This window comes from Pseudomonas sp. GW821-FHT03E01, assembly GCF_059420765.1.
Window position 1 is genome coordinate 325,026 of sequence record NZ_JBWKUI010000002.1, and the last position, 26,999, is coordinate 352,024.

The window sequence follows — 26,999 nt, forward strand, 5'->3', positions numbered from 1 at the left end:
AGCATTTTGCTAGGGATAGCGCGCTTAGTCGAGTTCGACAGGCGGTGGCTCTTGCCGCGGTTTGCTGGTGGGTGCCGGAACAATGGTTTTGGTTTCCGGCTCAACCGGGACCATTTTGTATTCCTGGCCCTGAAGGTTCTTGAGATAGACCTCCATCTGCCGGAACGAGATGTTGATGTGCTGCTTCTTGAACTCGCGGTTGATGAAGCGGTTGACCTCATCGAGCACCGGGTTACGGTCACCGAGGTCGCGCACATGCATGCGCAGCTCGTGGTCGAGGGTGCTTTCGCCGAAGTTCAGGAAGTACACGTGGGGTTCCGGGTCCTTCAGCACACGCGGGTTATCGCGTGCGGCCTTGAGCAACAGTTCTTTCACCAGGTCCAGATCCGAGCCGTAGTCGACGCCGAGCTTGAGGGTCACCCGGGTGATGGTGTCGGTCAGCGACCAGTTGATCAGTTGCCCGGTGATGAACGTCTTGTTCGGGACGATGATGTCCTTGCGATCGAAGTCGGTGATGGTCGTGGCACGGATGCGGATCTTGCTCACCGTGCCCGACAGGTTGCCGATGGTGATGGTGTCGCCGATCCGCACCGGGCGTTCGAACAGGATCATGATGCCGGAGATGAAGTTGGCGAAGATTTCCTGCATCCCGAAACCGAGACCCACCGACAGCGCTGCCACCAGCCATTGCAACTTGTCCCAGCTCACGCCGAGCGTGGACAGGGTCGAGACGAAACCGACACCGGCGATCACATAGGACAGCAACGTGGTCGTGGCGTAGGAACTGCCCTGGGCCAGGTTGAGCTTGGACAGCACAAACACTTCCAGCAGACCCGGCAAGTTGCGCGCCAGCGCGAAGGTGATGCCGATGATGATCAGCGCGCCAAGCATGTCGCCGATGCTGATCGGCACCATGCTCATGTTGGCGCCGGTGCCGCTGGTGTATTCGTAGAGGGTGATGTTGTCCAGGTACGAGAACACCGAGATCAGGTCCGACCAGACCCAGTACAGCGCCGCGATGAAACCGCCGAGCAGGGCCAGGCGGATCAGTCGCAGCGACTGCTCGTTGACCTTCTCGATGTCCAGGGTCGGCTCTTCGATCACGGCTTCGCCGTCGCCAGCCTCTTTCGCAGCCTGGCGTTTGGCCAGGGCGCGCTGATAGGCCAGGCGCCGTGCCGCAACGCTGAGGCCGCGCACGAAGGTGGCTTCGATCACCAGCCAGAACATCAGCAGGTACAGGGTGTTGATCAACCGGTCGCTGAGTTTCAGCGCGGTGTAGTAGTAGCCGAAGCACACGGCGACGAACAACGCGATCGGCAGGACGGTGAACATGATTCCCACGGCCTTGCGGAACAGCGAGGCGTTTTCATGGTTTGGGCTGCTGACCAGCAAGCGGCTGAGCAGCCAGGTCATCAAGGCGTAGCAGGTCAGCACCACCGGCATGCCAAGCACGTCATCGGCCAGCGCCGCCGGTTGCAGCTCGGCGACCGCCACTACAGTCACCAGGGCCATCACCACCAGCCCGAGCCGGCGAATCCAGCCTTGAAGGAATTCGACCTGGGGCTTTTCCCAACGGAAATGCAGTTCGGCCACGCCACCCGGCGCGAGGATGCGGTAGGCGGTGTAGAACACCAGCCAGGCCTGGGCCATCTGCAACAGCGCTGCGCCCATGTTGGCGTTCTGGCCGCGGGCGTCGATCTGCAAGGCCAGGCCGCACAAGGCCAGGCCCAGGGAAACCGGCATCGCCAGCAGGATGTTGATCAGAATCGCTTGCGGGGTGTGCCACTGGCTGTCGCGTTTGAAATGGCCGATGTCCTGGTGAACTTTGTTCAGGCGGGAATAGAGATTTTTGCGGCGCCACAGCAGCGCGCCGATCAACAGGGCCAGTGGCAGGAACAGCAGCGGTCGTTGCGTCAGGCCATCGGTCAATTCGCTCAGGCTCGAAGCCCACGGCAGGGTAGTGACCTGGCGTTGCAGGCGTTCCGGCACGCTGTGTATCCACTCAAGATCCAGCGGTTTGTTGCTGGGAATCCAGAACATCTGCTCGTCCAGCGTAGCCCGCAGACTTTGCGCGGTGCTGAGCAGTTGTTTCTGATTGAGTTGCAGCGTGATGGATTCGTTGAGCACCGCGCTCAGTTCGCGATTCAAGCGCTCCAACAGGTCCGCGCGGGTGTTGGCCAGGTCCAGCAGGCTCTTGCGCAGTTGCGGGGTGACTTGCTCGGGTGGTTGAGTCGCCAGCAGGTTATCGACGTAGGTGATCGGGTTGCTGAGCAGTTCCCGTTGCTGGCTGACTTCGAACTGATACAGGCGAATGTCGGCAATCTGGTCGGCCAGGTCGCGGTCGAGCCTTAGGCGCGGCAGGGCCTGTTTCTGTTTGTAGAGAATCTTGGAGAGCAGCAGGCTGCCCTTGAGCACGTTGATCTGTTCGTCCAGCGCCGAGTCGCTCTGGGTCACGCTGTCCAGTTGCTGCTTGGTCTGCAGGTTCTGTTGAGTGACTTCGTTGAGGCGGTCGGTGCTTTTGAGCAGGTAGTCGGAGAGCTTCAGGTTGGCCGCGCTTTCGGTGGCCAGCAGGCTACTGCCGCCGGCCTTCTGCGCCTCGATGGACTGCTGGGTCACGGTCTCTTGTGACTGGGCCAGGCGTTTCTGGTTGATCAGGGTTTGCAGGTCCTGGATCTCCTGATCCAGGCGATCGGACTTTTCTGACAGCAAGTCGTGCTGGCTGTTGCCCAGGTCCTGCAACAGGCTGTTGCCGGCCAGTTCCTGGCGACGCAACGGAATCAAGGCGTTCAGTGCCGCGAGTTCGGCGTTGAGCTGATCGCGTTGCTCGGCGGTCAGGGTCTTGCCGCTGTCCTTGCCAAGTTTGAGGATGTTGTTGATCTGCTGGATGCGCGTCTGGCTGGCAGAGATCTCGGCCTGGGCGCGCTCGGGGCGGGTCTGGGCGGTAATGATCAGGCTGTTCGCTTCGGCCAGGGCTTTCTGCAGGTCGCTTTGTTGAGTGGAGCGTTCGGTCAGCAGTTGCTCAAGCTGCTGGATCGTCTCTTTGGTATAGCGTTGCCCCACCGGCACCACTTTGGTGGCCTTGAGGCGGGTCAGCTCGCGCTGGTTCTCGATGTTCTGCCTGGGAGCGTTGGTCAACTGCTGCTTGAGATCGATCAGTTTCTGGTCGTAATCACGCCGGTTGTTGAGCTGGGTGAGCGTGCTCTGCAGGACCGCTTGCAGGGCTTTTTGATCGGCCTCCGGCAGTTTGCGGTCGGCGATCTTGTCCAGGCTCGCTTGCACGGCTTCGCTGGACGGCGGCTCGGCGGCTTGCAGCGTGTTGATGGAAAGACTCAAGCCCAGCAGGGCCATGATGAAAAAGGTACGCAGAGTTGACATAGAGACCGATCGAAAACGAGACGAAGTGTGGAGTTTAGAGGAACAGGCCGGGGCCGGGGCGACTTCCTTCGGGGAATCTGACGCCCACTTTCCCAATCTTGTTCCCTTCCATGACCGCGACGGTCCAGAGGGTGTTGTTCCACTCCACCTGGTCACCGACGACTGGAGCGCCGCCCACTTTCTGGGCAATGAAGTGGCCCAGGGACATGTTCGGATCGATGCCCTCGACTTTCAATCCGTACAGGGCAGCAACCGCGCCCAGCTGGGCGTCTCCTTCGAGTACGAAGTCGCCGAAGAAGCGCAAATCCAGCCCCCGTTGCGGTGCCTGGCTGAAGAGTTTTCCGAGGGCCGGAAGGTTGTGTTCATGGCCGATCACGCAGAGCAAATCATCGACTTCGAGCACCGTACTACCCGACGGATGGAGCAGTTGCTGGCCACGAAACAGGGCTGCGATACGTGTGCCTTCGGGCATTTTCAGTTCGCGAAGGGGTGAACCGATGCACCATTTCTCGGCACCGAGGCGATACACGAACAGTTCCCACTCGCTGGTGACATGCACTTCCAGCGCCGATCGGGAGATCGGCAGGGGCTCTGGGGGGACGGTCACTTTCAAAAGCTTGGCGACCCACGGCAGGCTTGTGCCCTGCACCAACAGCGACACCAGCACGATAAAGAACGCCAGATTGAAATACAGTTGAGCATTGGGCAGCCCCGCCATCAGCGGGAACACCGCCAGAATGATCGGTACGGCGCCGCGCAGGCCAACCCAGGAAATGAATGCCTTCTCGCGTCCATGGAACGCCTTGAAAGGCAGCAGGCCAGCCAGCACCGACAGCGGACGGGCAAACAGAATCATCCACAGCGCCAGGCCCAGCGCCGGCAAAGCGATCGGCAGCAGGTCATGGGGCGTGACCAGCAGCCCCAGCACCAGGAACATGCCGATCTGGGCCAGCCAGGCCATGCCGTCGAGCATATGCAAAATGCCGTGACGGCTGCGTACCGGGCGGTTGCCGATCACCAGGCCGCACAGGTACACCGCCAAAAAGCCGCTGCCGTGCAGGGCGTTGGTCAGGGCGAACACCACCAGGCCGCCGGCAATCACCAGAATTGGATAAAGGCCGGTGGCCAGGTGGATGCGGTTGACCAGTTGCAACATCAGCCAGCCACCGCCGAGGCCGATGACGCCGCCAATACCGAACTCACGCAGCAAGTGCCCGAGCAGGCTCCAGTGCAGGCCGGTCTGGCCGCTGGCGAGCATGTCGATCAGGGTGACGGTGAGAAATACTGCCATCGGGTCGTTGCTGCCGGATTCGATCTCCAGGCTCGCGGTCACCCGTTCGTTCAGGCCTTTGCCGCCGAGCAGCGAGAATACGGCCGCGGCATCGGTGGAACCGACGATGGCGCCGATCAGCAGGCCCTGAATCAGGTTCAGGTCGAACAACCACGCCGCCGCCATCCCGGTCAGCCCGGTGGTGATCAACACCCCGACCGTGGCCAGCGACAGCGCCGGCCATAACGCCACGCGAAAACTCGCCACCCGGGTGCGCAAGCCGCCGTCGAGCAGGATCACTGCCAGGGCGAGGTTACCGACCAGATAAGCCGTGGGGTAGTTATCGAAAATAATGCCGGCGCCGTCGACACCGGCCGACATGCCCACCGCGAGGATGATCACCAGAATCGGGATCCCGAGGCGCGATGAAAGTGAGCTCACCAGAATGCTCGCACCTACCAGCAACGCGCCGATCAAGAACAGGCTGTTGATGGTCGTCGCATTCAAGGGCAGTACTCCGGAAGCGTAAAGGCGGGCGCAAACTGACCATGCAGTCCGCGTGCCAGCGATTCTAACCTGTTGAAATGTGATGCTGTCAAAAAGCTTTTGACGGCGATCATCCCCTGTGGCGAGGGGGCTTGCCCCCGTTGGTTCGCGCAGCGACCCCAAAGCCGGCGCTGCGGTGCGCCAGGTTCAACGCGTGGGTCAATTGCGACTGCTTCGCAGCCGAACGGGGGCAAGCCCCCTCGCCACAGAGGGGAGCCGTTACAGGCTAAACCGCCCAACCATGTTGTTCAGGTCCAGCGCCAGGCGCGACAGTTCGTTGCTGGCCGCACTCGTCTGGTTGGCACCGGTGGCCGATTGCACCGACAGGTCACGAATGTTCACCAGATTGCGGTCCACTTCACGGGCCACTTGCGCCTGCTCTTCGGCCGCGCTGGCGATCACCAGGTTGCGCTCGTTGATTTCGACGATGGCGCTGTTGATGGTGTCCAGCGACAGGCCGGCACCGCGCGCGATGTTCAAGGTCGACTCGGCGCGCTCGGTGCTGTTGCGCATCGAGTCCACGGCGTGTTCGGTACCGCTCTGGATGCTGCCGATCATGCGTTCGATTTCGCTGGTCGACTGCTGGGTGCGGTGGGCCAGGGCACGTACTTCGTCGGCAACCACCGCAAAACCACGACCGGCTTCACCGGCACGGGCCGCTTCGATGGCGGCGTTCAACGCCAGCAGGTTGGTCTGGTCGGCCAGGCCGCGAATCACGTCCAGCACTTTGCCGATGTCTCGCGACTCGTTGGCCAGATCGCCGATCAGGGTGGCGGTGCTCTGCACATCGGCGCTCATGCGTTCGATGGCGCTGACGGTCTCCTGTACCAGGTCACGACCGTCTCCCGCCGAGGTGGTGGCGTTTTTCGAGGCTTCGGAAGTGCTCACGGCATTGCGCGCGACTTCTTCCACGGCGCTGGTCATTTCGTTGACGGCGGTGGCGGCCTGTTCGATTTCGTTGTTCTGCTGGGTCAGGCCGCGGGCGCTTTCGTCGGTGACACTGTTCAGTTCTTCCGCAGCGGATGCCAGTTGCGTGGCCGAACCGGAAATCCGTTGCAGGGTGTCGCGCAGCTTGTCCTGCATCTTCTCCATGGCGGCCAATAGACGACCGGCTTCGTCTGCACCGTCAACCGTGATCGGGCGTGTCAGGTTGCCTTCGGCGATTTCTTCGGCGGCGCTCAGGGCGTTGGCGATCGGTTTGGTGATGCTGTTGGTCAGCAGCCAGGCGAACAGCAGGGTCAGGCCAGTGGCGATGACCAGCAGGGTCACCACCAGGTTGAACGCCGAGGAGTACTGGTCGGCGGCTTGCTGGTTGGTGTCGATGGTCTGCTGAGTGTTGATCTCCAGCAAACGGTTGAGCGCTGCGTTGGTGGCTTCAACGTTGTTCAGTAAATCGGTGTTGAGCAGCGTGCGCAGTTCGTCGACCTGATTGTTGCGCGACAGGCTCTTCATCCGGTCTTCGATCTGGCGGTACTGACCCAGCAGTTGCACATACTGATCATAGGCTGCACGTTCCTGCGGGCTGGCGATCAACTTTTCGTAGCTCGTCTGCGCCGCTCGGATCTGCTGTTTACGGGTTTCCAGCAGCTCGATGGTTTTCTGCTGGACGTCCGGCTCACGATTCACCAACAGGCGATAAGACAGCACACGCAGGCGCAGGGTTATCTGAGTGAGTTCGTCGAGGCTTTTGATGCTCGGTACACTGTTCGAGGTGATCTCTTCGGCGGCGCTGCGAATCTTGCTCATCTGGTTCAGGGCGAACACACCCAGGATCAGCATCATGGCGCCAATCAGGGTGAAACCGAGGAACGCCCGCGGTGCGATATTCATATTTCTTAGGGACATGGTGTTCACCGAAAAAAGCGCCTCCGTGCGAGGCTGAGACTGTTGTATGGATGACTTATCGGTCATGCGACTAAAGTCTTGAGTCGCTGCGCGTATTTGTCGCAGAAGGGCCGCGACGACGAAGTGCAGGAACCAGAACCGCCAATCACAGTCTTTAAAGTTCGCGAGGAAGGTCGACCGCCAGGAAAATCAAGGCCTTGCGCCTGCATACCCCTGGCTTCCACAGTGACTTTTCTTTATCGTACGCGCCCTTTGAAAATGCCCGGAAATCAAAATGTTAGAAGCAACCCTAAGCCAATTGGAACAACTGGTCAGCGACCTGGTGCAACAGAACCAGGCGCTGCTCGGCACCAATCAATCCCTGAGTGCGGAGCTGGCCCAGGTCAAGGATGAAAACGAAAGCTTGCAACTGAGCCTGATGGAACAGGAAGAGAAACAAGGCGCCACCGTTGCACGCATTCAGGCCTTGGTTGAGCGCGTCAGCGCCGGCCCTGTCAGCGCATGAGTTACGGCGCCGCAGGGGTAAAAGTCGTCTCGATTCTGGGTGAAGACTATTCAATCAAGGCGCCGGCCGGGGAAGAGCAGACCCTGCTGGACGCCGCCTTAATGTTGAAGGCCGCTCTGGCCGAGACCAAAAAGAAATACCCGGCACTGATCGGTGACCGCTTGCTGGTGCTGGCGGCGATGAATCTGTGCTCGCAGCAGATCGAAATGCAAAAGCGTCACCAGCAGGAACTCGACCGTTACCAAGAGCAAGTCAGCGCCACGGTTGAAGTGATCGCCAAGACGATCAACCAGGCCTGAGCGGCTTTGCGCACAACCAAAGAATAAATTGTCGATTTGGTTGTATACAATCGGCATGGCTGTTGCAGTGTTTCAGCCCTTTATTCTTTGGGGGTGCTCCATGCAGTTCTGGCGACGCAGTATTCAATGGCAGTTGATCCTGAGCATGGGCACTGCCCTGCTGGTCAGTATTCTGATCGTGGTTGGCATTTATACCCTCGTGGTCAACCGCCTCGCCCAGCGCTATCTGGTCGAGCAGGCGTTGCCGTCGAGCATCGAAGCAATGCGCAACGACATTGAACGCATCCTCGTCCAACCCCTCACCGCCGCCAAGGACATCGCCAGTAACAGCATGGTGCGCGACTGGTTGGCCGGAGGCGAAAACACTGCCCAGACCGCGGCCTTCGTCAGTTACCTGGAAGGCATCCGGACCGAGCACAAAGCCTTTACCGCGTTGATCATCGGCACCGCTTCAAACCATTACTTCACCGAAAAGGGCCTGGACCGTACGCTCAGCCGCTCCAATCCCAATGACGCCTGGTTCTATTCGTTCCTCGACAGTAATCAACCGCGCACCCTCAATATCGACAATGACACTGCCACCGGCGAGTTGGCGCTGTTCATCGACCTCAAGGTCGAGCAGGCCGGCAAAGTCGTGGGCGTGGCCGGGCTGGGGCTGAGCATGAAAGAGCTTTCGGAGCTGATCCACAACTTCAACTTTGGGGAGCGCGGCAAGGTCTATCTCGTGCGCTCCGACGGTTTGATCCAGGTTCATCCCGAGGCGCAGTTCAGCGGCAAACGTACGCTGGTCGAACAGATCGGCGCCTCGGCGGCGCAAGCGGTGATGACCTCCACCGCGTCTGGCAGCAGCAGTTTTGCCCGCGATGGTGAAGAGTTTCTGGCGTTGAGCCTGCCGCTGCGCGATTTGGGCTGGACCCTGGTGGCCGAAGTGCCGCAGTCGCAGATCTACGCCGAGGCTCGCCGGGCTATGTGGATGAGCGGCGGCATTGGTCTGGCGGTGGCGTTGGTTTGTCTTTTATTGGTGGTGTTGCTGGCTCGTGGATTGGTGCGACCGATTCGTCAGGTAACAGCGGCGTTGGTTGCCATCGGTAGCGGTGGTGGAGATTTGACCCACCGGTTAGATTCCAGCCGCGCCGATGAGCTGGGTGACCTGGCTCGCGGCTTCAATCGGTTCCTGGAAAGTCAGCGCGAGATGATCGGCGAAGTGCTGACCACCAGTGAACATTTGCGCACGGCAGTCGGTCAGGTGGCGCGGGTGGTGGACAACACCGCCGAGCGTTCCGGACGTCAGCAGGAAATGACCGACATGGTTGCCACCGCCGTTCATGAGATGGGCCTGACCGTGCAGGAAATCGCCCAGAACGCTGGCAATGCGGCGGTCGCTTCGCAAACCGCGCGGGATGAAGCGCTGCAGGCGCGGGAAGTGGTGGGTGGGTCGATTCGGCATATAGAAAGCATGTCTGACGAAATTGGCGTCGCCGCCGGAGCGGTGGGTGAGTTGGCCCAGCAGGTGGCGTCGATCGATCAAGTGTTGGCGGTGATTCGCGGGATTTCCGAGCAGACCAATCTGCTGGCGCTCAACGCCGCCATCGAAGCGGCGCGGGCCGGGGACATGGGCCGCGGCTTTGCGGTGGTGGCCGATGAAGTGCGGACCCTGGCGCGACGGACTCAGTCGTCCACCGACGAGATCCAGCAGATGATCGGCAGCCTCAAGCAGGGTGCGGAGCATGCAGTGTCTTCAATGCACGCCGGGCAAGCGGCGACCGGCACGGGGGTTGAGTCAAGCCAGCGCACCGGGGCGTCGTTGACGGCGATTACCGGGCAGGTCGAGCACATCAGCGACATGAACCATCAGGTGGCCACAGCGACTGAAGAGCAATCGGCGGTGACGGAAGAGATCAACCGCAACGTGCAGGGGATTTCCGATTTGGCACGGGCCACGGCGGGGGAGGTCAGGGCTTGTCGTGAAGACTGTCAGACGTTGCAGCGTCTGGCCGATGATTTGGCGCGGCAGATGGGTGGGTTCAAGTTGAGCTAACTGATCATTCCCACGCTCTGCGTGGGAATGCAGCCCGGGACGCTCCGCGTCCCTTCCGCGGCCGTGACGCAGAGCGTGGGAACGATCGGTGTCAGCGGGTCAGAACCACTCATCCTGCATGCTCAGACACACATCATCCCGCGCCTCAAGAATCGCCAGTTCATGGTGGCAACCCGGCACTTCCCACGTCAGGAAATACCGCGCCGCCTGTAGCTTGCCTTTATAGAAGCTCACATCCACCGCATTACCCTTGGCGAACCCTTCCTCGGCACGAATCGCCTGTTCCAGCCAGCGCCAGCCGATCACCGTATGACCGAACACTTTCAGGTACAGCGCCGAGTTCGCCAGGCTGCTGTTGACCTTGCCCTGGGCCAGATCAGTCAGCAGGCCGATGGTCACGGTTTGCAGGCGAGCCACCAGTTTTTCCAGCGGTTCACGCAATGGAGTCAGCGACTCATGCGCCTGCGCCCGCTCAGCGGTGTCGGCGATCAGGCGGATCAGTTGCTTGAGCCCCGCGCCACCGTTTTGCGCCAGTTTGCGCCCCAGCAAGTCCAGCGACTGAATGCCGTGGGTGCCTTCATGGATCGGGTTCAGGCGGTTGTCGCGGTAATACTGCTCCACCGGATACTCGCGGGTGTAGCCGTGACCGCCGAGAATCTGGATCGCCAGTTCGTTGGCCTTCAGGCAAAACTCCGACGGCCAGGATTTGACGATCGGCGTCAGCAGATCCAATAGCTCGTGGGCCTGTTTGCGCTCGGCTTCGCCTTCAAGCGTCGTGGTGTCGTCGAACAGCCGCGCAGCGTACAACCCGAGGTCGAACGCGCCTTCGACGTAGGCTTTCTGGGTCAGCAACATGCGTTTGACGTCGGCGTGTTGAATGATTGCCACCGGTGCGGTGGTCGGATCCTTGCTGTCCGGCACCCGACCTTGCGGACGCTCGCGGGCGTATTCCAGGGAATACAGATACCCGGCGTAACCCAGCATCACCGCGCCCATGCCGACGCCGATCCGCGCCTCGTTCATCATCTGGAACATGTAGCTCAAGCCATGGTGTGGCTTGCCCACCAGATAACCGACACACTCGCCGTTATCGCCGAAGTTCAATGCGGTGGAGGTGGTGCCGCGCCAGCCCATCTTGTGAAACAGCCCGGCCAGCAGCACATCGTTGCGCTTGCCGAGACTGCCGTCATCGTTGACCAAAAACTTGGGCACGATAAACAGCGAGATCCCCTTCACCCCGGCCGGCGCGTCCGGCAACTTGGCCAACACCATGTGCACGATGTTTTCCGACAGCGGGTGATCACCGCCGGAGATGAAGATCTTGTTGCCCTTGAGTCGATAGGTGCCGTCGGACGCCGGCTCGGCGCGGGTACGAATATCCGACAGTGACGAGCCGGCGTGGGGCTCGGTCAGCGCCATGGTGCCGAAGAAGCGACCGTCGATCATCGGTTGCAAAAAACGCTGCTTCTGCTCATCGGTGCCGAAGCTTTCAATCAGGTTGGCCGCGCCCATGGTCAGGAACGGGTAGGAGGTCGATGCCGCGTTGGCCGATTGAAAGTGCGCGAAGCAAGCCTGGGACAGCAGCGTAGGAAGTTGCATGCCGCCGGCATCGAAACTGCGCGCGGCGTTGAGGAAACCGGCTTCGAGGAAGGCATCCACCGCCGGTTTCACTTCCGGAATCAGAATCGCCTGACCGTCCTCATAGCGCGGCTCGTTCTCATCGCCCTTGCGGTTGTGCGGGGCGAAGAACTTCTCGGCGATATTGCGGGCAGTGCCGATGGCGGCATCGAAGGTCTCGCGATTGTGCTCGGCGAAACGCTCACGTTGGGTCAGGCCCTCGGCATCAAGGACTTCATACAGCTCGAAAGCCAGATTGCGGGAACTGAGCAACGTCTCGGACATGGCGGCCTACCTTTATTTGGGATGGACCGAGTCTAGGCGTGGGAATAGAGGCTGAACAGGATGATTGATCTTGGTGATGGAGAAGCAAAAGATCTTGCTTCAAAAAAACCGGACGCCCATTGCAGGCGCCCGGCTTTATTACGGTTTAACCGATAGTCATCAAGCTGGCATTACCACCCGCCGCGGCGGTGTTTACGCTCAACGCCCGTTCGATCACCAGGCGCTCCAGCGCAATGTTGGTTTCACCCTGGGACAAACCATGAACCCCGACAATCGCCCCCGCCCGCTTGGCCACTTGCTGGCACACCGCGCGCAGCTGATCGGAATGGCCATGATGCAGAACGGCATCAACCACCACTTCGTCCTTGGTCCAGTCGGCCACCCGCTTGATCCGTGCCTGCACTTCTTTCGGCAGACGTGCGAACAAGGCCTTGCCCGGTTCCGCGTCCGGCCACACCGCCGAGCCGCCGACGGCCAATACCGCCGCCAGTTGAGTCAGCAGATCGCCTTCGACGTCCGCCAGGCACAGCACGTGTTCGCGCGGCAGGATGGCGTAGCTGTTGCGCTCGCCGGTCGGGCCGGCCAGCACGCGGGTGATCCCGCTTTGCGATTGCGCCGCGAACTGCACGCACAGGGCGCTCAGGTCCGTGAGCTTGTTGCTGTCGGCCCAGGCTTGCAGCGCGGTCAGCGGTTTGCTCATGGCATCACGCAGACGCACGTCCGGCGCTGCGATAGCGTCGCCGCGAGCGAAGGATTGTACGATCGCATCGGTAGGACGCGTCGACAGCAGGCGGTACAGGTACAGCGGACCACCGGCTTTCGGACCGGTCCCCGACAGGCCTTCGCCGCCGAACGGTTGCACGCCGACCACGGCACCAACGATGTTGCGGTTGACGTAGACGTTACCGGCGTTGACGTTGTCGATCACCTTGGCGATGGTTTCGTCGATGCGAGTGTGCACGCCGAGGGTCAGGCCGTAGCCGGATGCGTTGATCTGGCCGATCAGTTGGTCGATGTCTTTGCGCTTGTAGCGCACCACGTGCAGCACCGGGCCAAAGATTTCCCGTTGCAGCTCGTCGAAGCTTTCCAGCTCGATCAGGGTCGGCATGACGAAGGTGCCGCGTTTGACTTCTTCGCTGTTGGCGATCGCCACCTGGTACACGTTGCGACCTTTGTCGCGCATGGCCTGGATGTGCTTCTCGATGCCGGCCTTGGCTTCGGCGTCGATCACCGGGCCAATGTCCACGGACAGGCGCTCCGGGTTACCGAGACGGCATTCCGCCATGGCGCCCTTGAGCATTTCGATGACACGATCAGCGGAATCTTCCTGCAAGCACAGCACCCGCAGCGCCGAGCAGCGTTGACCGGCGCTGTCGAACGCCGACGACACCACGTCGATGACGACTTGTTCGGTCAGTGCCGAGGAGTCGACGATCATCGCGTTCTGGCCGCCGGTTTCGGCGATCAGCGGGATCGGACGGCCCTGGGCATCCAGGCGACCGGCGATGTTGCGTTGCAGCAGGCGCGCGACTTCGGTGGAGCCGGTGAACATCACGCCTTTGACCCGATCGTCGCCGACCAGGCGGGCACCGACGGTTTCGCCACGGCCCGGCAGCAGTTGCAGCACGCCTTCCGGAATCCCGGCTTCGAGCAGCAGACGCACGGCTTGAGCGGCGACCAGCGGGGTTTGTTCGGCAGGCTTGGCCAGTACCGGATTGCCAGCGGCCAGTGCGGCAGCGACTTGGCCGCTGAAGATTGCCAGCGGGAAGTTCCACGGGCTGATGCACACCACTGGGCCCAACGGGCGGTGGGCGTCGTTGGTGAAATCGTTGCGCGCCTGCACCGCGTAATAACGCAGGAAGTCCACCGCTTCACGCACTTCGGCGATGGCGTTGGCGAAGGTCTTGCCGGCTTCGCGAGCCAACAGGCCCATCAGCGGCTGGATCTCGCCTTCCATCAAATCGGCGGCACGTTCCAGGATCGCGGCGCGTTCGGCCGGCGGCGTGGCCTGCCAGATCGGCGCAGCATTCAAGGCGCATTGGATCGCGTTGTCGACGTCTTCGACGGTGGCTTCCTGCACATGGCCCACCACGTCACGCAGATCGGAAGGGTTCAGGACTGGCGCAGGGCTTTCAGTGCTGGAGGCGCAACCGAGCATCGGCGCGGCTTTCCAGTTGTTGTGCGCGGTGGCCAGCAGGGCGCACGACAGGGATGCCAAACGGTGTTCGTTGGCCATGTCGATGCCACTGGAGTTGGCGCGCTCGGCACCGTACAGGTCACGTGGCAGCGGGATGCGCGGGTGCGGCAGGCCGAAACCGCCTTCCAGCGTCGCCATCTGCTCGATGCTGGCCACCGGATCGGCCACCAGTTCCTGAATCGAAATTGACTGGTCGGCAATGCGGTTAACGAATGAGGTGTTCGCGCCGTTTTCCAGCAGACGACGCACCAGATACGCCAGCAGGGTTTCGTGGGTGCCGACCGGAGCGTACACGCGGCACGGACGGTTCAGCTTGCCTTCGGAGACTTTGCCTACAACCTGTTCGTAAAGCGGTTCACCCATGCCATGCAGGCACTGGAACTCGTACTGACCGGGGTAATAGTTCTGGCCAGCGATGTGGTAAATGGCCGACAGGGTGTGGGCGTTGTGCGTGGCGAATTGCGGGTAGATGACTTCCGGCACCGACAACAGTTTGCGCGCGCAGGCGATGTAGGAAACGTCGGTGTACACCTTGCGGGTGTAGACCGGATAGCCTTCCAGGCCTTCGACCTGGGCGCGTTTGATTTCGCTGTCCCAGTACGCGCCTTTCACCAGGCGAATCATCAGGCGATGACGGCTGCGGCGAGCCAGGTCGATCACGTAGTCGATCACGTAAGGGCAGCGCTTTTGGTAAGCCTGGATCACGAAACCGATACCGTTCCAGCCGGTCAGTTGCGGCTCGAAGCACAGGCGCTCCAGCAGATCCAGCGACAACTCGAGGCGGTCGGCTTCTTCGGCGTCGATGTTCAGGCCGATATCGTATTGCTTGGCCAGCAGGGTCAGCGACAGCAGGCGCGGGTACAGCTCGTCCATCACGCGCTCGTACTGGGCGCGGCTGTAACGCGGGTGCAAGGCGGACAGCTTGATCGAAATGCCCGGGCCTTCGTAAATCCCACGACCGTGGGAGGCTTTGCCGATCGCATGGATGGCTTGTTCATACGAGGCGAGGTACTTCTGCGCATCGTGCTCGGTGAGTGCGGCTTCACCCAACATGTCGTAGGAATAGCGGAAGCCTTTGGCTTCGAACTTGCTCGCGTTGGCCAGGGCTTCGGCGATGGTTTCGCCGGTGACGAACTGCTCGCCCATCAGGCGCATGGCCATGTCGACGCCCTTGCGGATCATCGGCTCGCCGCTCTTGCCGATGATGCGGCTCAGGGAGGAGGTCAGGCCGGCTTCGTTGTGGGTGGCGACCAGTTTGCCGGTCAGCAGCAAGCCCCAGGTGGCGGCGTTGACGAATAGCGACGGGCTGTTGCCCAAGTGTGGCTGCCAGTTACCGGTGCTGATCTTGTCGCGGATCAAGGCATCGCGGGTGCCTTTGTCCGGGATGCGCAGCAGCGCTTCGGCCAGGCACATCAGCGCCACGCCTTCCTGGGACGACAGGGAAAATTCCTGCAACAGGCCCTGAACAATCCCCGCACGGCCGCCGGCGCTCTTCTGATTGCGCAGTTTCTCGGCAATCGAGGCAGCGAGCTTGTTGGTGGCGTCGCACATCGGTGCCGGCAGGCGAGCCTGTTCGATCAGCATCGGCACCACTTCAGGTTCCGGGCGACGGTAAGCGGCAGTGATCGAGGCGCGCAGCACCGATTGCGGCAGGATGCTTTCAGCGAATTCCAGGAAGCATTGGTGCGCGTGATCGACGTGGACCTCGCCCACCTCGTCAACTTCCTTGCCGTTCAAACCGTTCAGCTCGGACAGGGTTGCACCACCCTCGAGTTTTTCCAGGTAATTGAAAATTGCCTGCTTGATCAGCCAGTGCGGTGTGCGATCAATCGAGGTCGCGGCGGCCTTGAGGCGTTCGCGGGTCGGGTCGTCAAGTTTGACCCCAAGGGTGGTGGTAGCCATATTTTTATCCTCATGTTTGCCACGACCGCGTGGCATCAGCTGACGGCAAGATTAGCTGTGCGCTGGTTGAGGTGCAACCGGGTGCAACCCTTTTTTTGCCGGAATAATAAGCAGCTCGTCAGGAAATAAATTCTGGTACACCCGGACCGCTCCTGCTTGGTGCTTTTACTTCTAGTGCAATCCGGAAAACGCCCTAAAAAGGAGCAAAAACCGACTGTTTTCAGGTAAATCCGATTAGGTGCAACTTATTCGAACGAAACTGGTTGCACCTTATTTGCATTGTTGAATAGCATTCGCGGCCAAGGTGCAACCGGTCAAAAAATCGGAGCACCGGCTGATGGCTTTCCTGGGGAAACATCAGTCATAAATGCGCGGGCCCCCGAATCGTCTGTCAAACGTCATCGTTTGCGAGCGGTTCACCAGCCGCCGCTACATAAAAACAATGCCAGGGCGTAACTCAATGAGCGTAAGCAATCCAACCCTGATCACGTTCGTGATCTACATCGCAGCAATGGTGCTGATCGGCTTCATGGCCTATCGCTCCACCAACAACCTTTCTGACTACATTCTGGGCGGCCGTAGCCTGGGCAGCGTCGTGACCGCACTCTCTGCCGGTGCTTCCGACATGAGCGGCTGGTTGTTGATGGGCCTGCCGGGCGCTATCTACATGTCCGGTCTTTCCGAAAGCTGGATCGCCATCGGCCTGATCGTCGGTGCTTACCTGAACTGGCTGTTCGTCGCCGGCCGTCTGCGTGTGCAGACCGAGCACAACGGCGATGCGCTGACCCTGCCGGACTACTTCTCCAGCCGTTTTGAAGATAAAAGCGGCCTGCTGCGGATCATCTCCGCGGTCGTGATCCTGGTGTTCTTCACCATCTACTGCGCTTCCGGCATCGTGGCCGGTGCCCGTCTGTTCGAAAGCACCTTCGGCATGTCCTACGAGACCGCGCTGTGGGCCGGTGCTGCGGCGACGATTGCCTACACCTTCGTTGGTGGTTTCCTGGCAGTGAGCTGGACCGACACCGTACAAGCCACGTTGATGATCTTCGCCCTGTTGCTGACGCCGATCATCGTGCTGCTGGCCACTGGCGGCATCGACACCACGTTCCTGGCCATTGAAGCGCAAGACCCAAGCAACTTCGACATGCTGAAAAACACCACCTTCATCGGCGTGATTTCGCTGATGGGCTGGGGTCTTGGCTACTTCGGCCAGCCGCACATCCTGGCGCGTTTCATGGCGGCGGATTCGGTCAAGTCGATCGCCAACGCTCGTCGCATCTCCATGACCTGGATGATCCTGTGCCTGGGCGGCACCGTCGCCGTAGGTTTCTTCGGCATTGCTTACTTCTCGGCAAACCCAGCCCTGGCCTTGCCGGTGAGCGAAAACCACGAGCGTGTGTTCATCGAACTGGCAAAAATCCTGTTCAATCCATGGGTTGCCGGTGTGTTGCTGTCGGCCATTCTGGCGGCGGTGATGAGTACCCTGAGCTGCCAACTGCTGGTGTGCTCGAGCGCCCTGACCGAAGATTTCTACAAAACCTTCCTGCGTAAAAGTGCTTCCCAGGTTGAGCTGGTCTGGGTCGGCCGTGCCATGGTGCTGCTGGTTGCGCTGATCGCTATCGCTCTGGCGGCTAACCCGCAAAACCGTGTACTGGGCCTGGTCAGCTACGCCTGGGCAGGTTTCGGTGCTGCATTCGGTCCAGTTGTCCTGATCTCCGTGATCTGGAAAAACATGACCCGCAACGGCGCACTGGCCGGCATCCTGGTCGGCGCGACCACTGTGATCGTCTGGAAACACTTCGAACTGCTGGGCCTGTACGAAATCATCCCTGGTTTCATCTTCGCCAGCCTGGCGATCTACATCGTCAGCAAAATGGGCGCACCGACCAGCGGCATGCTTTCGCGCTTCGCTGCAGCCGAAAAGGATTTCCGCCTGAACCAGTGAGGGGGATGAGCTGATGCTCTGACCTTTCGCCGAACATGAAAACGGCCCGCTTCCTTTTGGAGGCGGGCCGTTTTTTTGCGCTCCCACATTTGTTTGGTGGTGCTTCTGACAGGAATGTCTGTAGTGCTTTATCCAGTTTTTTGAAGGAAAAATCCCTAAAAAAGCAGGGTAAATCTGATTTCCTTGTCCCTCCATCAACACCCCTTGTCGCTCATGCAGAATCGCCCGCCTTCATTCTGCAGAGACACATCGGATGTTCGCGCCTGCCAATCAACCGCGTTTCACGTTGACCCTCGACGGCGTCCAGAATGAGCTCAAGGTGCTTGAGTTCACGGGCAAGGAAGCCATCAGCCAACCCTACCGTTTTGACCTGGAACTGGTCAGCGAGCGACCCGACATAGAGCTCGAAAGCCTGCTGCATCGTCAGGCGTTTCTGAGTTTCGATGCGCAAGGTTCCGGTATTCATGGTCAGATCTTTCGCGTCGGCCAAAGCGATTCCGGGCACCGTCTGACGGGTTACCAGATCAGTCTCGTACCGCGTCTGGCGTATCTCGACCGGCGTATCAATCAGCGGATCTTCCAGCACAAAAGTGTGCCGACGATCGTCACGCAAATCCTCAAAGACCATGGCATCCAGCGCGATGCCTTCGAGTTCCGGCTCGGCAGTGACTACCCCGATCGCGAGTACTGCGTGCAATACGCTGAAAGCGATCTGGCGTTCATCCAGCGCCTGTGTGCCGAGGTCGGCATTCACTATCACTTCCAGCACAGCCCCGACGGGCACCTGTTGGTGTTCGGCGATGACCAGACGGTTTTCCCCCGTCTGCCCGAGCCGACGCTGTACCTGCCGGGCAGCGGGATGGCTGCGGATGCGCCGGCGATCAAGCGTTTCAATGTACGGCTGGAAACCCGGACCACCGCAGTCACCCGTCGCGACTACGACTTCCAGAAACCGCGTTTGCAACTCGAAAGCCGCCTCGACAGCGAACAGCGGCCGGCGCTGGAGGACTACCACTTTCCCGGTCAATTCACCGACCGTGAACACGGCAAACACCTGACTCAGCGAGCGCTGGAGCGGCACAACGCGGATTACCGTCAGGCCGAAGGTCGTGGCGACGAATCCGCATTGGTCAGCGGGCATTTCCTATACCTGGCCGAACACCCGCGTCAGGCGTGGAATGACCTGTGGTTGATCACCGAAATAGAACACCGCGGCCGTCAACCGCAGGTACTGGAGGAGTCAGCCACCAGCGACAGCCCGGATGATTTCCAGGGCTATCGCAATACGTTTCTGGCGACGCCGTGGGACGTTTCTTTTCGCCCACCGCTGGGCCCGGAAAAGCCACGGATGCTCGGCTATCAACCCGGCGTAATCACCGGCCCGACGGACAGCGAAATCCATTGCGACGAGTACGGTCGGGTCAAGGTTCAGCTCGCCTGGGACCGTGACGGTCAGCTCAACGAACACTCCAGTTGTTGGCTACGCGTCGCCACTGGCTGGGCTCATGACCGCTACGGCAGCGTGATGATTCCGCGCGTCGGCATGGAAGTGCTGGTGGGGTTTATCGATGCCGATGCCGACAAGCCACTGGTGATGGGCTGCCTGCCCAACGCCGCGACGCCTGTGCCCCTCGATCTGCCGGCGGACAAGACCCGCAGTATTTTCCGCAGCCAAAGCAGTCCCGGTGGCGGCGGTTACAACGAATTGCGCATCGAGGATCGCAAAGGGGCCGAGGAAATCTACCTGCGCGCCCAGCGCAACTGGACTCAGCACGTCCTTAACGATCAACAGGTGCAGGTTGATAACCAGCGCAGCATCGTCGTCACCGGCACCGCCCGCCATGAGTTGAAGGCCGACGAAAAGCGCATCACCCATGGCCAGCGCCAGACCGAAGTGCGGTTGGACGATCACCTGGTGGTGGTCGGCGACCGGCACATTCGCGTGAGCAATCAAGCCCTCAATGCCAGTCAGCAATTCCACGTCAGCGCCGGCCAACAAGTGGTCATCGACGGCGGCGCCAGCGCGACCATTCAGGCGGGCGGGCAGTGGATCAACATCGGCCCCGGCGGGATTTTCAGCAGCGTGCCGATTCAGGTCGGTGGGGCACCGATGGCGGCCATGGCTTCCGCGCCGAGCTTGCCGGATATGCCGTTGAAACTTGCAGCAGCCCCGGCGGCGCTGCTCAGTGCCGCGCAGATTCTCAGCCTGCAAAGCGACGCGCCGTTCTGCGAAGAGTGTGAGCGCTGCAAGGGCGGTGTCTGTGCTGCCTGATGTTTTGTCGCCTCGCGCCTGGCTGGAGCGCCAGCCACTGCAACCGTCGGAGCAACTGTTCGCGATTTTCAGCAGCGCCAGTGCCGCTGAACCGTTCAAAACCTGGCAACGCTCGATCACTGCACAAGCGCCAAGCCCGATCTGGGCCGGCACTGCCTACGCCGAGTGGGAAGCGGTGATGCCCTATGTCGGAATCGTCACCGCTGACAGTGAGTTTCTGGATTGGGTCGCCGTCACTGAGTCCCGCGATTGGGGTTGGCTGGCGGTGTCTTGCGCCACTCAAGAGGCGTTGGTCGAGCATTTGCGCAGCCTCACACACGTTCTGATGCCCAACGGCAACGCGGTGTTTTTCCGCTATTGGGATGGGCGCTATGTGCTGCCGATTCTGCAATCTGCCGAGGTTAACGCTGCGCAACTGATGCCGGTGATCGGGCGTTGCCTGATCAATGGCCAACCGCTGGATATCGGTGGCAGCGCGCTGAAGAGCGCCAGGGTTTTCCCCTGGTGGGAAGTATCTGAATCGCTGCTCAACCACCTCGCCACCGAGTCCGCGACAACGCATATCAACAACCTGCTGAAGTGGTTGAGCGAGGACCGCCCTGATCTTTATGAGGCGTTCTCCGAAAGCGTGTTGCGGCACAAAGTCGCGAGCTTTCTTGAGATGCCAGACCTGCCTCAAGCGCCGAAATCAGCGTTGGTGGATTACCTGATGACGGAGCTGGACTGATGGATCAGATCGTACGGATCGAGCAGGAGCTCGACGGTTTCAAAGACACACTGGTTTTGTATCGCCAGCAGCTTGGCAACTTCTTGAGCCGGAATGCGGACAGGGTCAGCCGGGCGATGGACATGCCTTCGCTGTTGGACATGGAGCGGGTGATAAAACTCGGCACTACGACTACAGCGGTGAGTAGTCGTGACGATGATTTTTTCTCGGGTTTAGCGCGGTGTCCTGCGAGCGGAATACTGGAGATCGAGAGCAAGTTTGAATCGGTCTACGACATTCCGTTGGGGAGCATTCAGGTCGATGTGATTGCCAATGATGGCGGTGAAAGTACACCTGTAACACTCGATGAAAACGGTCAGGGGCAGTTCAAAGGCACACCCGGCAAGTTCTACCGCGTTCATGTCCACAGTGAAGTTACCCCGACTCAAATCGATGACCTTTTCTCCTCCTACGACGGCCTGACCCAGGAGCTGGAAAGCTGGCTGCGCAAGGAATGGGAAGGGTTCAAGCCACAGTGGTCGCAGCAATCGGCATCCGCTTCGTTGGCGGCGGTGGGCAACGGAGTGCTCGCGGGAGGTTGGGCGGCGATTCAGGCGGTTTGGGATGGCATGGGTGAACTCGCCGACATCCTGAAAGACCCCAACGCCTATGCCGAGAAGCTGGGTGAAAGCGCCGGCAGACTTGCCGATCTGGCCGTAACCGCTCCAGACAAGATGGAAAAGGCCATGTTGCTGGCCAGCGACGAGGCGGCGCTGTGCTTGCTGATGCGCACTGCGACCTTGTGGCTGGAAGCATTGCCACCTTCGCAACTGGCCGGGTCTTCGGCTGAAGCGATTTCCAAGGTCGTGGTTGGGTTGGTCATCGACCTGTTGATTGGTTTGGTACTGAGTGTGGTCGGGGTTGGCATTGCCTGGCTGACCGTGCGCCTGGCCAAGTACAGCGCACAGATTTTTCAGGCCGCCATGGGCTTCGTGAAGTCGATGGTTGCGATCATCAACAACTTCATGGAGTACGTTGATCGCTACAAAAAGGTCGCCGCGCGCGGTGTTGCGGCGGGCCTGAAAAAAGGCCGGATGCAACTGCGCTGGGATGCCAAACGCAACACCACGCTCAAGCAAAACGAACACCACGACGACTCCCCGGATCAGGCGAAAAACCCCAACGGCGACAGCGCCGACTCAGTCGACAAAACCGCGACCAACCAATGCCCGGTGTCGATGGTCACCGGCGAAGAACTGCTGACCCTCACCGACGGTGCGCTGGACGGCATCCTGCCGTTCGACTTCACCCGACTCTATCGCACCAGCGCCGCCGAGATCGACTGCGGCCTCGGCTTTGGCTGGAGCCATTCGCTCGCCCATCGGCTGGAAATCGACGGCGACCAGGTCATCTGGATCGACCACGAAAACCGCCGCACCACGTTTCCATTGCCGAGCAGCGAACGCCCGGCGATCCACAACAGCCTGTCGCGCGCGGCAATTTACCTGGGCAATGACCCCGAAGAACTGATCCTCGCCCAGGCCGGTGACGACACGCGGTTCTACCACTTTCACAATGGTCGGCTGACGGCGATCAGCGACGCCTACGACAACCGCTTGCGCATCACCCGCGATCGTCAGGAGCGCATCCAGCGCGTCGACAACGGCGCCGGTCGTGCCTTGCTGTTGCGCTACGACCGTGCCCACCTGATCGCTGTCGACTACCAAAGTTTTCGCCAGGCCCAGACCCTCGCCGAGGCCTGGCACACCGAACAAACCTTGGTCAGTTACCACTACGACGAACGCGATCAACTGATCGAAGCGAGCAACGCCGCCGGCGAAAGCGAGCGTTACGACTACGACGATCAACATGTGATCCTGCAGCGGCAACTGGCTGGTGGCGCGAGTTTCTTCTGGGAGTGGGAACGGTCTGGCAAGTCGGCGCGCTGCGTGCGGCATTGGGCGTCGTTTGCGCAGATGGACACGCGTTATGTCTGGGACGACCAGGGCAGCGTCACCGTCCGGAACATCGACGGCAGCGAAGAGGTTTACGTCCATGACGACCAGGCGCGGCTGGTGCGCCGGGTTGGGCTGGATGGCGGCGAACAGCTCAAGGCCTACGACGAGCAGGGCCGGTTGGTGGCCGAGCAGGATCCACTCGGGGCCGTCACTGAATACCGCTACGACGACGTCGGACGCTTGGTGGCGCTGATTCCACCGGACGACGAGCCAACGGCCTACGAGTATCGCAACGGTTTCCTGCATGCGCGCTATCGCGGTCAGGCGGTGTGGAAATACCAGCGCAATGCTCAGGGTGATGTCACCGAGGCGACCGATCCCGACGGTCAGGTCACCCATTACCACTACGACCCTCAGGGCCGGTTGCTGTCGGTCCGCTACCCGGACACCAGTCGGCATGTCTTTGTCTGGAATGCCTTGGGTCAGTTGCTTGAGGAAACACTGCCAGATGGTGGGCAGCGAACGTTTTCCTACGATGCGCTGGGACGGCAGACGACTCGTCAGGACGAACACGGTGCGCTCACCCAGTATCAATGGGATGCCGTCGGCCGACTGGTCCAGGCGACATTGCCGACCGGCGCCACCCGTGGGTTCAGCTACAACGCCTACGGCAAGATCACCGCTGAACGGGATGAACTGGGCCGCGTCACCCACTACGAATACGTCGACGAATTGCACCTGGTCAGCCGCCGGATCAATCCCGACGGCACCCAGCTCCAGTACCGCTATGACAATGCGCAGCTGCTGCTCACGGAAATCGAAAACGAATCCGGCGAACACTATCGGCTGGACTACACGCCCAGCGGATTGATCCGACAGGAAACCGGTTTCGACGGCCGCCGCACCGCCTACGTCTACGACCTCAACGGCCATCTGCTGGAGAAAACCGAATTCGGCGATGACGGCTCGCAGCTGGTTACCGGGTACGAGCGGGATGCGGAAGGACGGCTGTTAGTCAAAACCTTGCCCGACGGCATCCAGGTCCAATACCGCTACGACAGCCTCGGTCGATTGGTCAGCGTCGACGACGGCCACGACCATCCGCTGGAATTCGAATACGACCAGCAGGACCGGCTGATCACCGAGCATCAGGGCTGGGGCACGCTGCGTTATGCCTACGACGCCTGCGGCCAACTTAACCGCCTGCGCCTGCCGGATGGCAGCAAACTCGACTACCACCACGCCAAGGGTGGTGCGCTGACGGCTATCGACCTTAATGGCACACGTCTTACAAACCACACGTACAAATCCGGTCGAGAACTACAGCGCCAGCAAGGCCTGCTGCTCAGCGAATATGCCTACGACGAACAGGGCCGGCTAAAGGCCCACGCCGTCAGTCAACAGCAAAAAAGCCTGTACCGCCGCGACTATGCCTACAGCCTCAACGGCAATCTCGACCACATCGCCGACACCCGCCACGGCCAGCGCAGTTACCAGTATGACCCGCTGAACCGGCTGACCCGCGTCCGCCACACCCGCGACGACCCACCGGAAAGCTTCGCCCACGACCCCGCCGGCAACCTGCTGATGCAGGACCGCCCCGGCCTGACGACCGTCAAAGGCAATCGCCTGCTGATGCAAGGCGACCGCCATTACGACTACGACGCCTTCGGCAACCTGATCCGCGAACGCCGTGGCACCGCGCAAAAACTCGTCACCGAATACCGCTACGACTGCCAGCATCGGCTGGTCGGCGTCACGTTGCCGGATGGAAGTTGCGCGAGCTATCGCTACGATGCCTTCGGCCGCCGCATCGCCAAAACCGTCGACGGCCAAACTACCGAGTTCTTCTGGCAGGGCGACCAAGTCGTCGCTGAAAGCAGCAAAGAGCACTACCGCAGCTACGTCTACGAGCCGGGCAACTTCCGCCCGTTGGCCATGCTCGACGGCAAAGGCCCGAAAAAGGCCTGCCCGTTCTACTACCAGCTCGATCACCTGGGCACACCGCAGGAACTGACGGATTTCGGTGGCGAGATTGTCTGGTCGGCGAAGTACAACGCCTACGGCAAGCTCACGCATCAGGCACTCGGTGGAGGCGAGCAGCTCGAGCAACCACTGCGTTTCCAGGGGCAGTATTTCGACGCCGAGAGTGGTCTGCACTACAACCGGCATCGGTACTATGATCCAGAGGTTGGTCGGTATCTGACACCGGATCCGATCAAGTTGGCGGGTGGGCTGAACCAGTACCAGTACACGCCGAACCCGACGGGGTGGGTTGATCCGTTGGGGTTGAGCGGGAATTGTCCGCCACCGAATAAGCCTGGGTGTGGGGCGCCGGATGATACGACTGGCGCTAGGGTTGATGAGGGTGAGCCGCTACTGCCGAAGCTGACGGGTGAGCAGCGGCGGGCAAAAATTGATGAGTTATCAGAGTCGGTTTTTTATAGGCGTTTAAAGGAAATGGAAGAATCGATTGATGGTGCCCACTTCCAGCAGAAACATGGTGCACAAACAACCCTGCAATCCCAGCTTGATCGGGTGAAGGAAGGCAAAAATCCCACGACAGGCGAAATAGAAAGGTACGAGAAAGGAAAGAAAAAAGGCGAGCCTGTCATTCCTTCGGCCGCGACGCGTTTTCTCAGTCATCGTGATCAATTTAATGCAATACAACGTGCTCAGTTAATTTTTAGGCAGAGTGGTATAGATGCTTCACGACAACCTATTGAAATGGGTAAAAAAATAGGTGAAGGATTTAAAAGGGAGGGATTGCAGTATGGTGAGCAAACTAGAGCGGTTGTCATACTGGACAAAAATGGTAAAGCTAAAACTTCATACACGGAGTTTGACTGATGAATAGGCCCTACACACTGTGGAGTATACGCGGTCTGCTTTTTGTTTTTGATATTGAAAATACGCATGATTTGGAGCGGGAGGAGATTATCGTTTCGAAAAATGTGAATGATAACAAAGAACTTGCCGAACTTTTTGATATCTTGCTACGCCCGGAATTTTTTATTTATAGTGAGCAAGAGCGCATTTCATTAATCGAAACTTTGTCTTATTTTTTAGAGGTGGGTAATAGTTTTGATGAGGTTTTTTCAAAAATGGATACGTATTTTGATGATGGCGTTAAAGATCAAAGACAATTTATGAAAGTTCTCCTTGGTTGTTTGGAGTGGTATCAAAGCCAAGGAAATGGCAATAATTAATTTCTGTAGAAGGAGAAGGTCTAATGTCTGAACAGGTAAATTGCAACAAAGGGACCAACAAAGGGGGCGGATTTATTTGCTGCCAACTTCAAAGGTGTTGTTAGTATTGATAGGGGCTATAAATAAATCTATCCCATTTTTGCTTTGTCTTTTTGGTGTTTTATTGTGTTCCGTTATGGTGGGTTTTTGACGAATGATGTTGTTAATAGCTATTAGAAAATGGATTGCTATAGTGCGAGCTACGTATAAGAATCGGGCGGAGAGTTCGGGTTCTGCTGTTCAGCGACAAACCACTAGCTGCGAACTTCATGGTGACAGCAAGAGGTGGAGAGCCGTTCCAAGTTCTAAATTTATAAGCTATACAGCGCAGCTGAGTGCTTATAATGAAGCGATGACAAGGGAGACTAGAAAAATGTCTCGTTTTACTGGGGAGGATAGTAAAGGAAATTTGGTAGTAAGAATGGAGGCTGAAAATGTAGGTCAGGGATATGAACCTAATCCTTTAGACCCAGAAAATCCGCGTTTCATTCCTCAGATGAATGCCTTTGAGATGAAATTCGATTTTGAGACATTGAAGCCTATAGCGCTTTATCCGATAGAGAAAATCTAATGCTGATGCATCCGTATCTTAACGTTCCATATAATCCAAGTGTAGAGCACTTTCTCGGTGGGTTCGATATATATGATCGCGAGGAGAGTCTTGGGGTTGAGTTGTCGGCGTACGATCCTGAGTGTCCTTCAGATAGAGAGTTTTTAATATCCCGGTTTATTGTCAAACGCTTCGCTGCGTTGAGTTATCGGCACAAGTTTGTTTTGTTCTTTGTGTTGGGAGAGTCTCTTGAGGGTGACTCGAGTGTTTTTTCTGAGATTTTGGAACATGATCCGATGTCTCCCTCCTCGCTCCCTCCTGGGTGGAATGAAATGGAAAATCCTAGGGCGTTTTTTGAAGATGTGTACCTCAAGTTATCCGAAGCGTGGGTTGATGATCTGTATAAAGCGAGCCAGGAGGATATTTCAACTTGGTGAGGGT

The 26,999-nt window shown here is 59.4% G+C and carries 15 protein-coding genes and 1 pseudogene; 10 read left to right on the forward strand and 6 right to left on the reverse strand.

The features are described 5' to 3' along the window. Window positions 1-24 precede the first annotated feature (24 nt). From mscK to AC07VO_RS04500, 4 genes and pseudogenes are all read right to left on the reverse strand, one after another. Window positions 25-3,375, reverse strand: a complete 3,351-nt coding sequence (gene mscK / locus AC07VO_RS04485) for a mechanosensitive channel MscK (protein WP_086944111.1) — start codon at window positions 3,373-3,375, stop codon at window positions 25-27. A 34-nt stretch (window positions 3,376-3,409) separates the two neighbouring features. Next, window positions 3,410-5,152 carry a potassium/proton antiporter gene (locus AC07VO_RS04490; protein ID WP_018928579.1) on the reverse strand — a complete coding sequence of 581 codons (1,743 nt, stop codon included), beginning with the start codon at window positions 5,150-5,152 and terminating at the stop codon, window positions 3,410-3,412. Window positions 5,153-5,410: 258 nt separating this feature from the next. After that, on the reverse strand, window positions 5,411-6,283 hold the full coding sequence (locus tag AC07VO_RS04495; RefSeq protein ID WP_370695248.1) for a methyl-accepting chemotaxis protein: 873 nt from the start codon (window positions 6,281-6,283) through the stop codon (window positions 5,411-5,413). Beyond that, window positions 6,266-7,102, reverse strand: a pseudogene (locus AC07VO_RS04500) (MCP four helix bundle domain-containing protein); the annotation flags it as partial. The pseudogene AC07VO_RS04500 and the gene AC07VO_RS04495, both read right to left, overlap by 18 nt. A gap of 208 nt (window positions 7,103-7,310) precedes the next feature. Here AC07VO_RS04500 and AC07VO_RS04505 point away from each other — a divergent pair. The 3 genes from AC07VO_RS04505 (at window position 7,311) to AC07VO_RS04515 (ending at window position 9,878) form a co-directional block, all read left to right on the forward strand. Next, window positions 7,311-7,541, forward strand: a complete 231-nt coding sequence (locus AC07VO_RS04505; RefSeq protein WP_018928577.1) for a hypothetical protein — start codon at window positions 7,311-7,313, stop codon at window positions 7,539-7,541. Beyond that, window positions 7,538-7,840, forward strand: a complete 303-nt coding sequence (locus tag AC07VO_RS04510) for a cell division protein ZapA (RefSeq protein ID WP_007936757.1) — start codon at window positions 7,538-7,540, stop codon at window positions 7,838-7,840. The genes AC07VO_RS04505 and AC07VO_RS04510 overlap by 4 nt, the downstream gene beginning before the upstream one ends. A gap of 100 nt (window positions 7,841-7,940) precedes the next feature. After that, window positions 7,941-9,878, forward strand: coding sequence for a methyl-accepting chemotaxis protein (locus AC07VO_RS04515; RefSeq protein ID WP_086944109.1), 1,938 nt, complete (start codon window positions 7,941-7,943; stop codon window positions 9,876-9,878). Window positions 9,879-9,977: 99 nt separating this feature from the next. Here AC07VO_RS04515 and AC07VO_RS04520 read toward each other — a convergent pair whose 3' ends face one another. Both AC07VO_RS04520 and putA read right to left on the reverse strand, forming a co-directional pair. Further along, window positions 9,978-11,780, reverse strand: a complete 1,803-nt coding sequence (locus tag AC07VO_RS04520) for an acyl-CoA dehydrogenase (protein WP_086944108.1) — start codon at window positions 11,778-11,780, stop codon at window positions 9,978-9,980. A gap of 145 nt (window positions 11,781-11,925) precedes the next feature. Then, window positions 11,926-15,879 (reverse strand): trifunctional transcriptional regulator/proline dehydrogenase/L-glutamate gamma-semialdehyde dehydrogenase, encoded by a 3,954-nt coding sequence (putA, locus tag AC07VO_RS04525; protein ID WP_018928574.1) that lies wholly within the window; start codon window positions 15,877-15,879, stop codon window positions 11,926-11,928. Window positions 15,880-16,339: 460 nt separating this feature from the next. Here putA and putP point away from each other — a divergent pair, with 460 nt between their 5' ends. The 7 genes from putP to AC07VO_RS04560 all read left to right on the forward strand — a co-directional run bounded on the left by putP (window position 16,340) and on the right by AC07VO_RS04560 (window position 26,995). After that, window positions 16,340-17,824, forward strand: coding sequence for a sodium/proline symporter PutP (gene putP, locus AC07VO_RS04530; RefSeq protein WP_018928573.1), 1,485 nt, complete (start codon window positions 16,340-16,342; stop codon window positions 17,822-17,824). Window positions 17,825-18,077: 253 nt separating this feature from the next. Beyond that, window positions 18,078-20,096: a type VI secretion system Vgr family protein gene (locus tag AC07VO_RS04535; protein WP_086944107.1), complete on the forward strand. Its 2,019-nt coding sequence runs from the start codon at window positions 18,078-18,080 to the stop codon at window positions 20,094-20,096. Continuing rightward, a complete protein-coding gene (locus tag AC07VO_RS04540; protein ID WP_086944106.1) occupies window positions 20,086-20,823 on the forward strand; it encodes a DUF4123 domain-containing protein in 738 nt (245 codons plus the stop codon). Before AC07VO_RS04535 ends, AC07VO_RS04540 begins: the two co-directional genes overlap by 11 nt. Beyond that, on the forward strand, window positions 20,823-25,610 hold the full coding sequence (locus AC07VO_RS04545; protein ID WP_495007482.1) for an RHS repeat-associated core domain-containing protein: 4,788 nt from the start codon (window positions 20,823-20,825) through the stop codon (window positions 25,608-25,610). The genes AC07VO_RS04540 and AC07VO_RS04545 overlap by 1 nt, the downstream gene beginning before the upstream one ends. Further along, entirely contained in the window at window positions 25,610-25,969 is a 360-nt protein-coding gene (locus tag AC07VO_RS04550; RefSeq protein ID WP_495007483.1) for a hypothetical protein, read from the forward strand. Before AC07VO_RS04545 ends, AC07VO_RS04550 begins: the two co-directional genes overlap by 1 nt. A 412-nt stretch (window positions 25,970-26,381) precedes the next feature. Then, on the forward strand, window positions 26,382-26,579 hold the full coding sequence (locus AC07VO_RS04555) for a hypothetical protein (RefSeq protein ID WP_026331923.1): 198 nt from the start codon (window positions 26,382-26,384) through the stop codon (window positions 26,577-26,579). Beyond that, window positions 26,579-26,995, forward strand: coding sequence for a hypothetical protein (locus AC07VO_RS04560; RefSeq protein WP_086944103.1), 417 nt, complete (start codon window positions 26,579-26,581; stop codon window positions 26,993-26,995). The genes AC07VO_RS04555 and AC07VO_RS04560 overlap by 1 nt, the downstream gene beginning before the upstream one ends. Window positions 26,996-26,999: the final 4 nt, after the last annotated feature.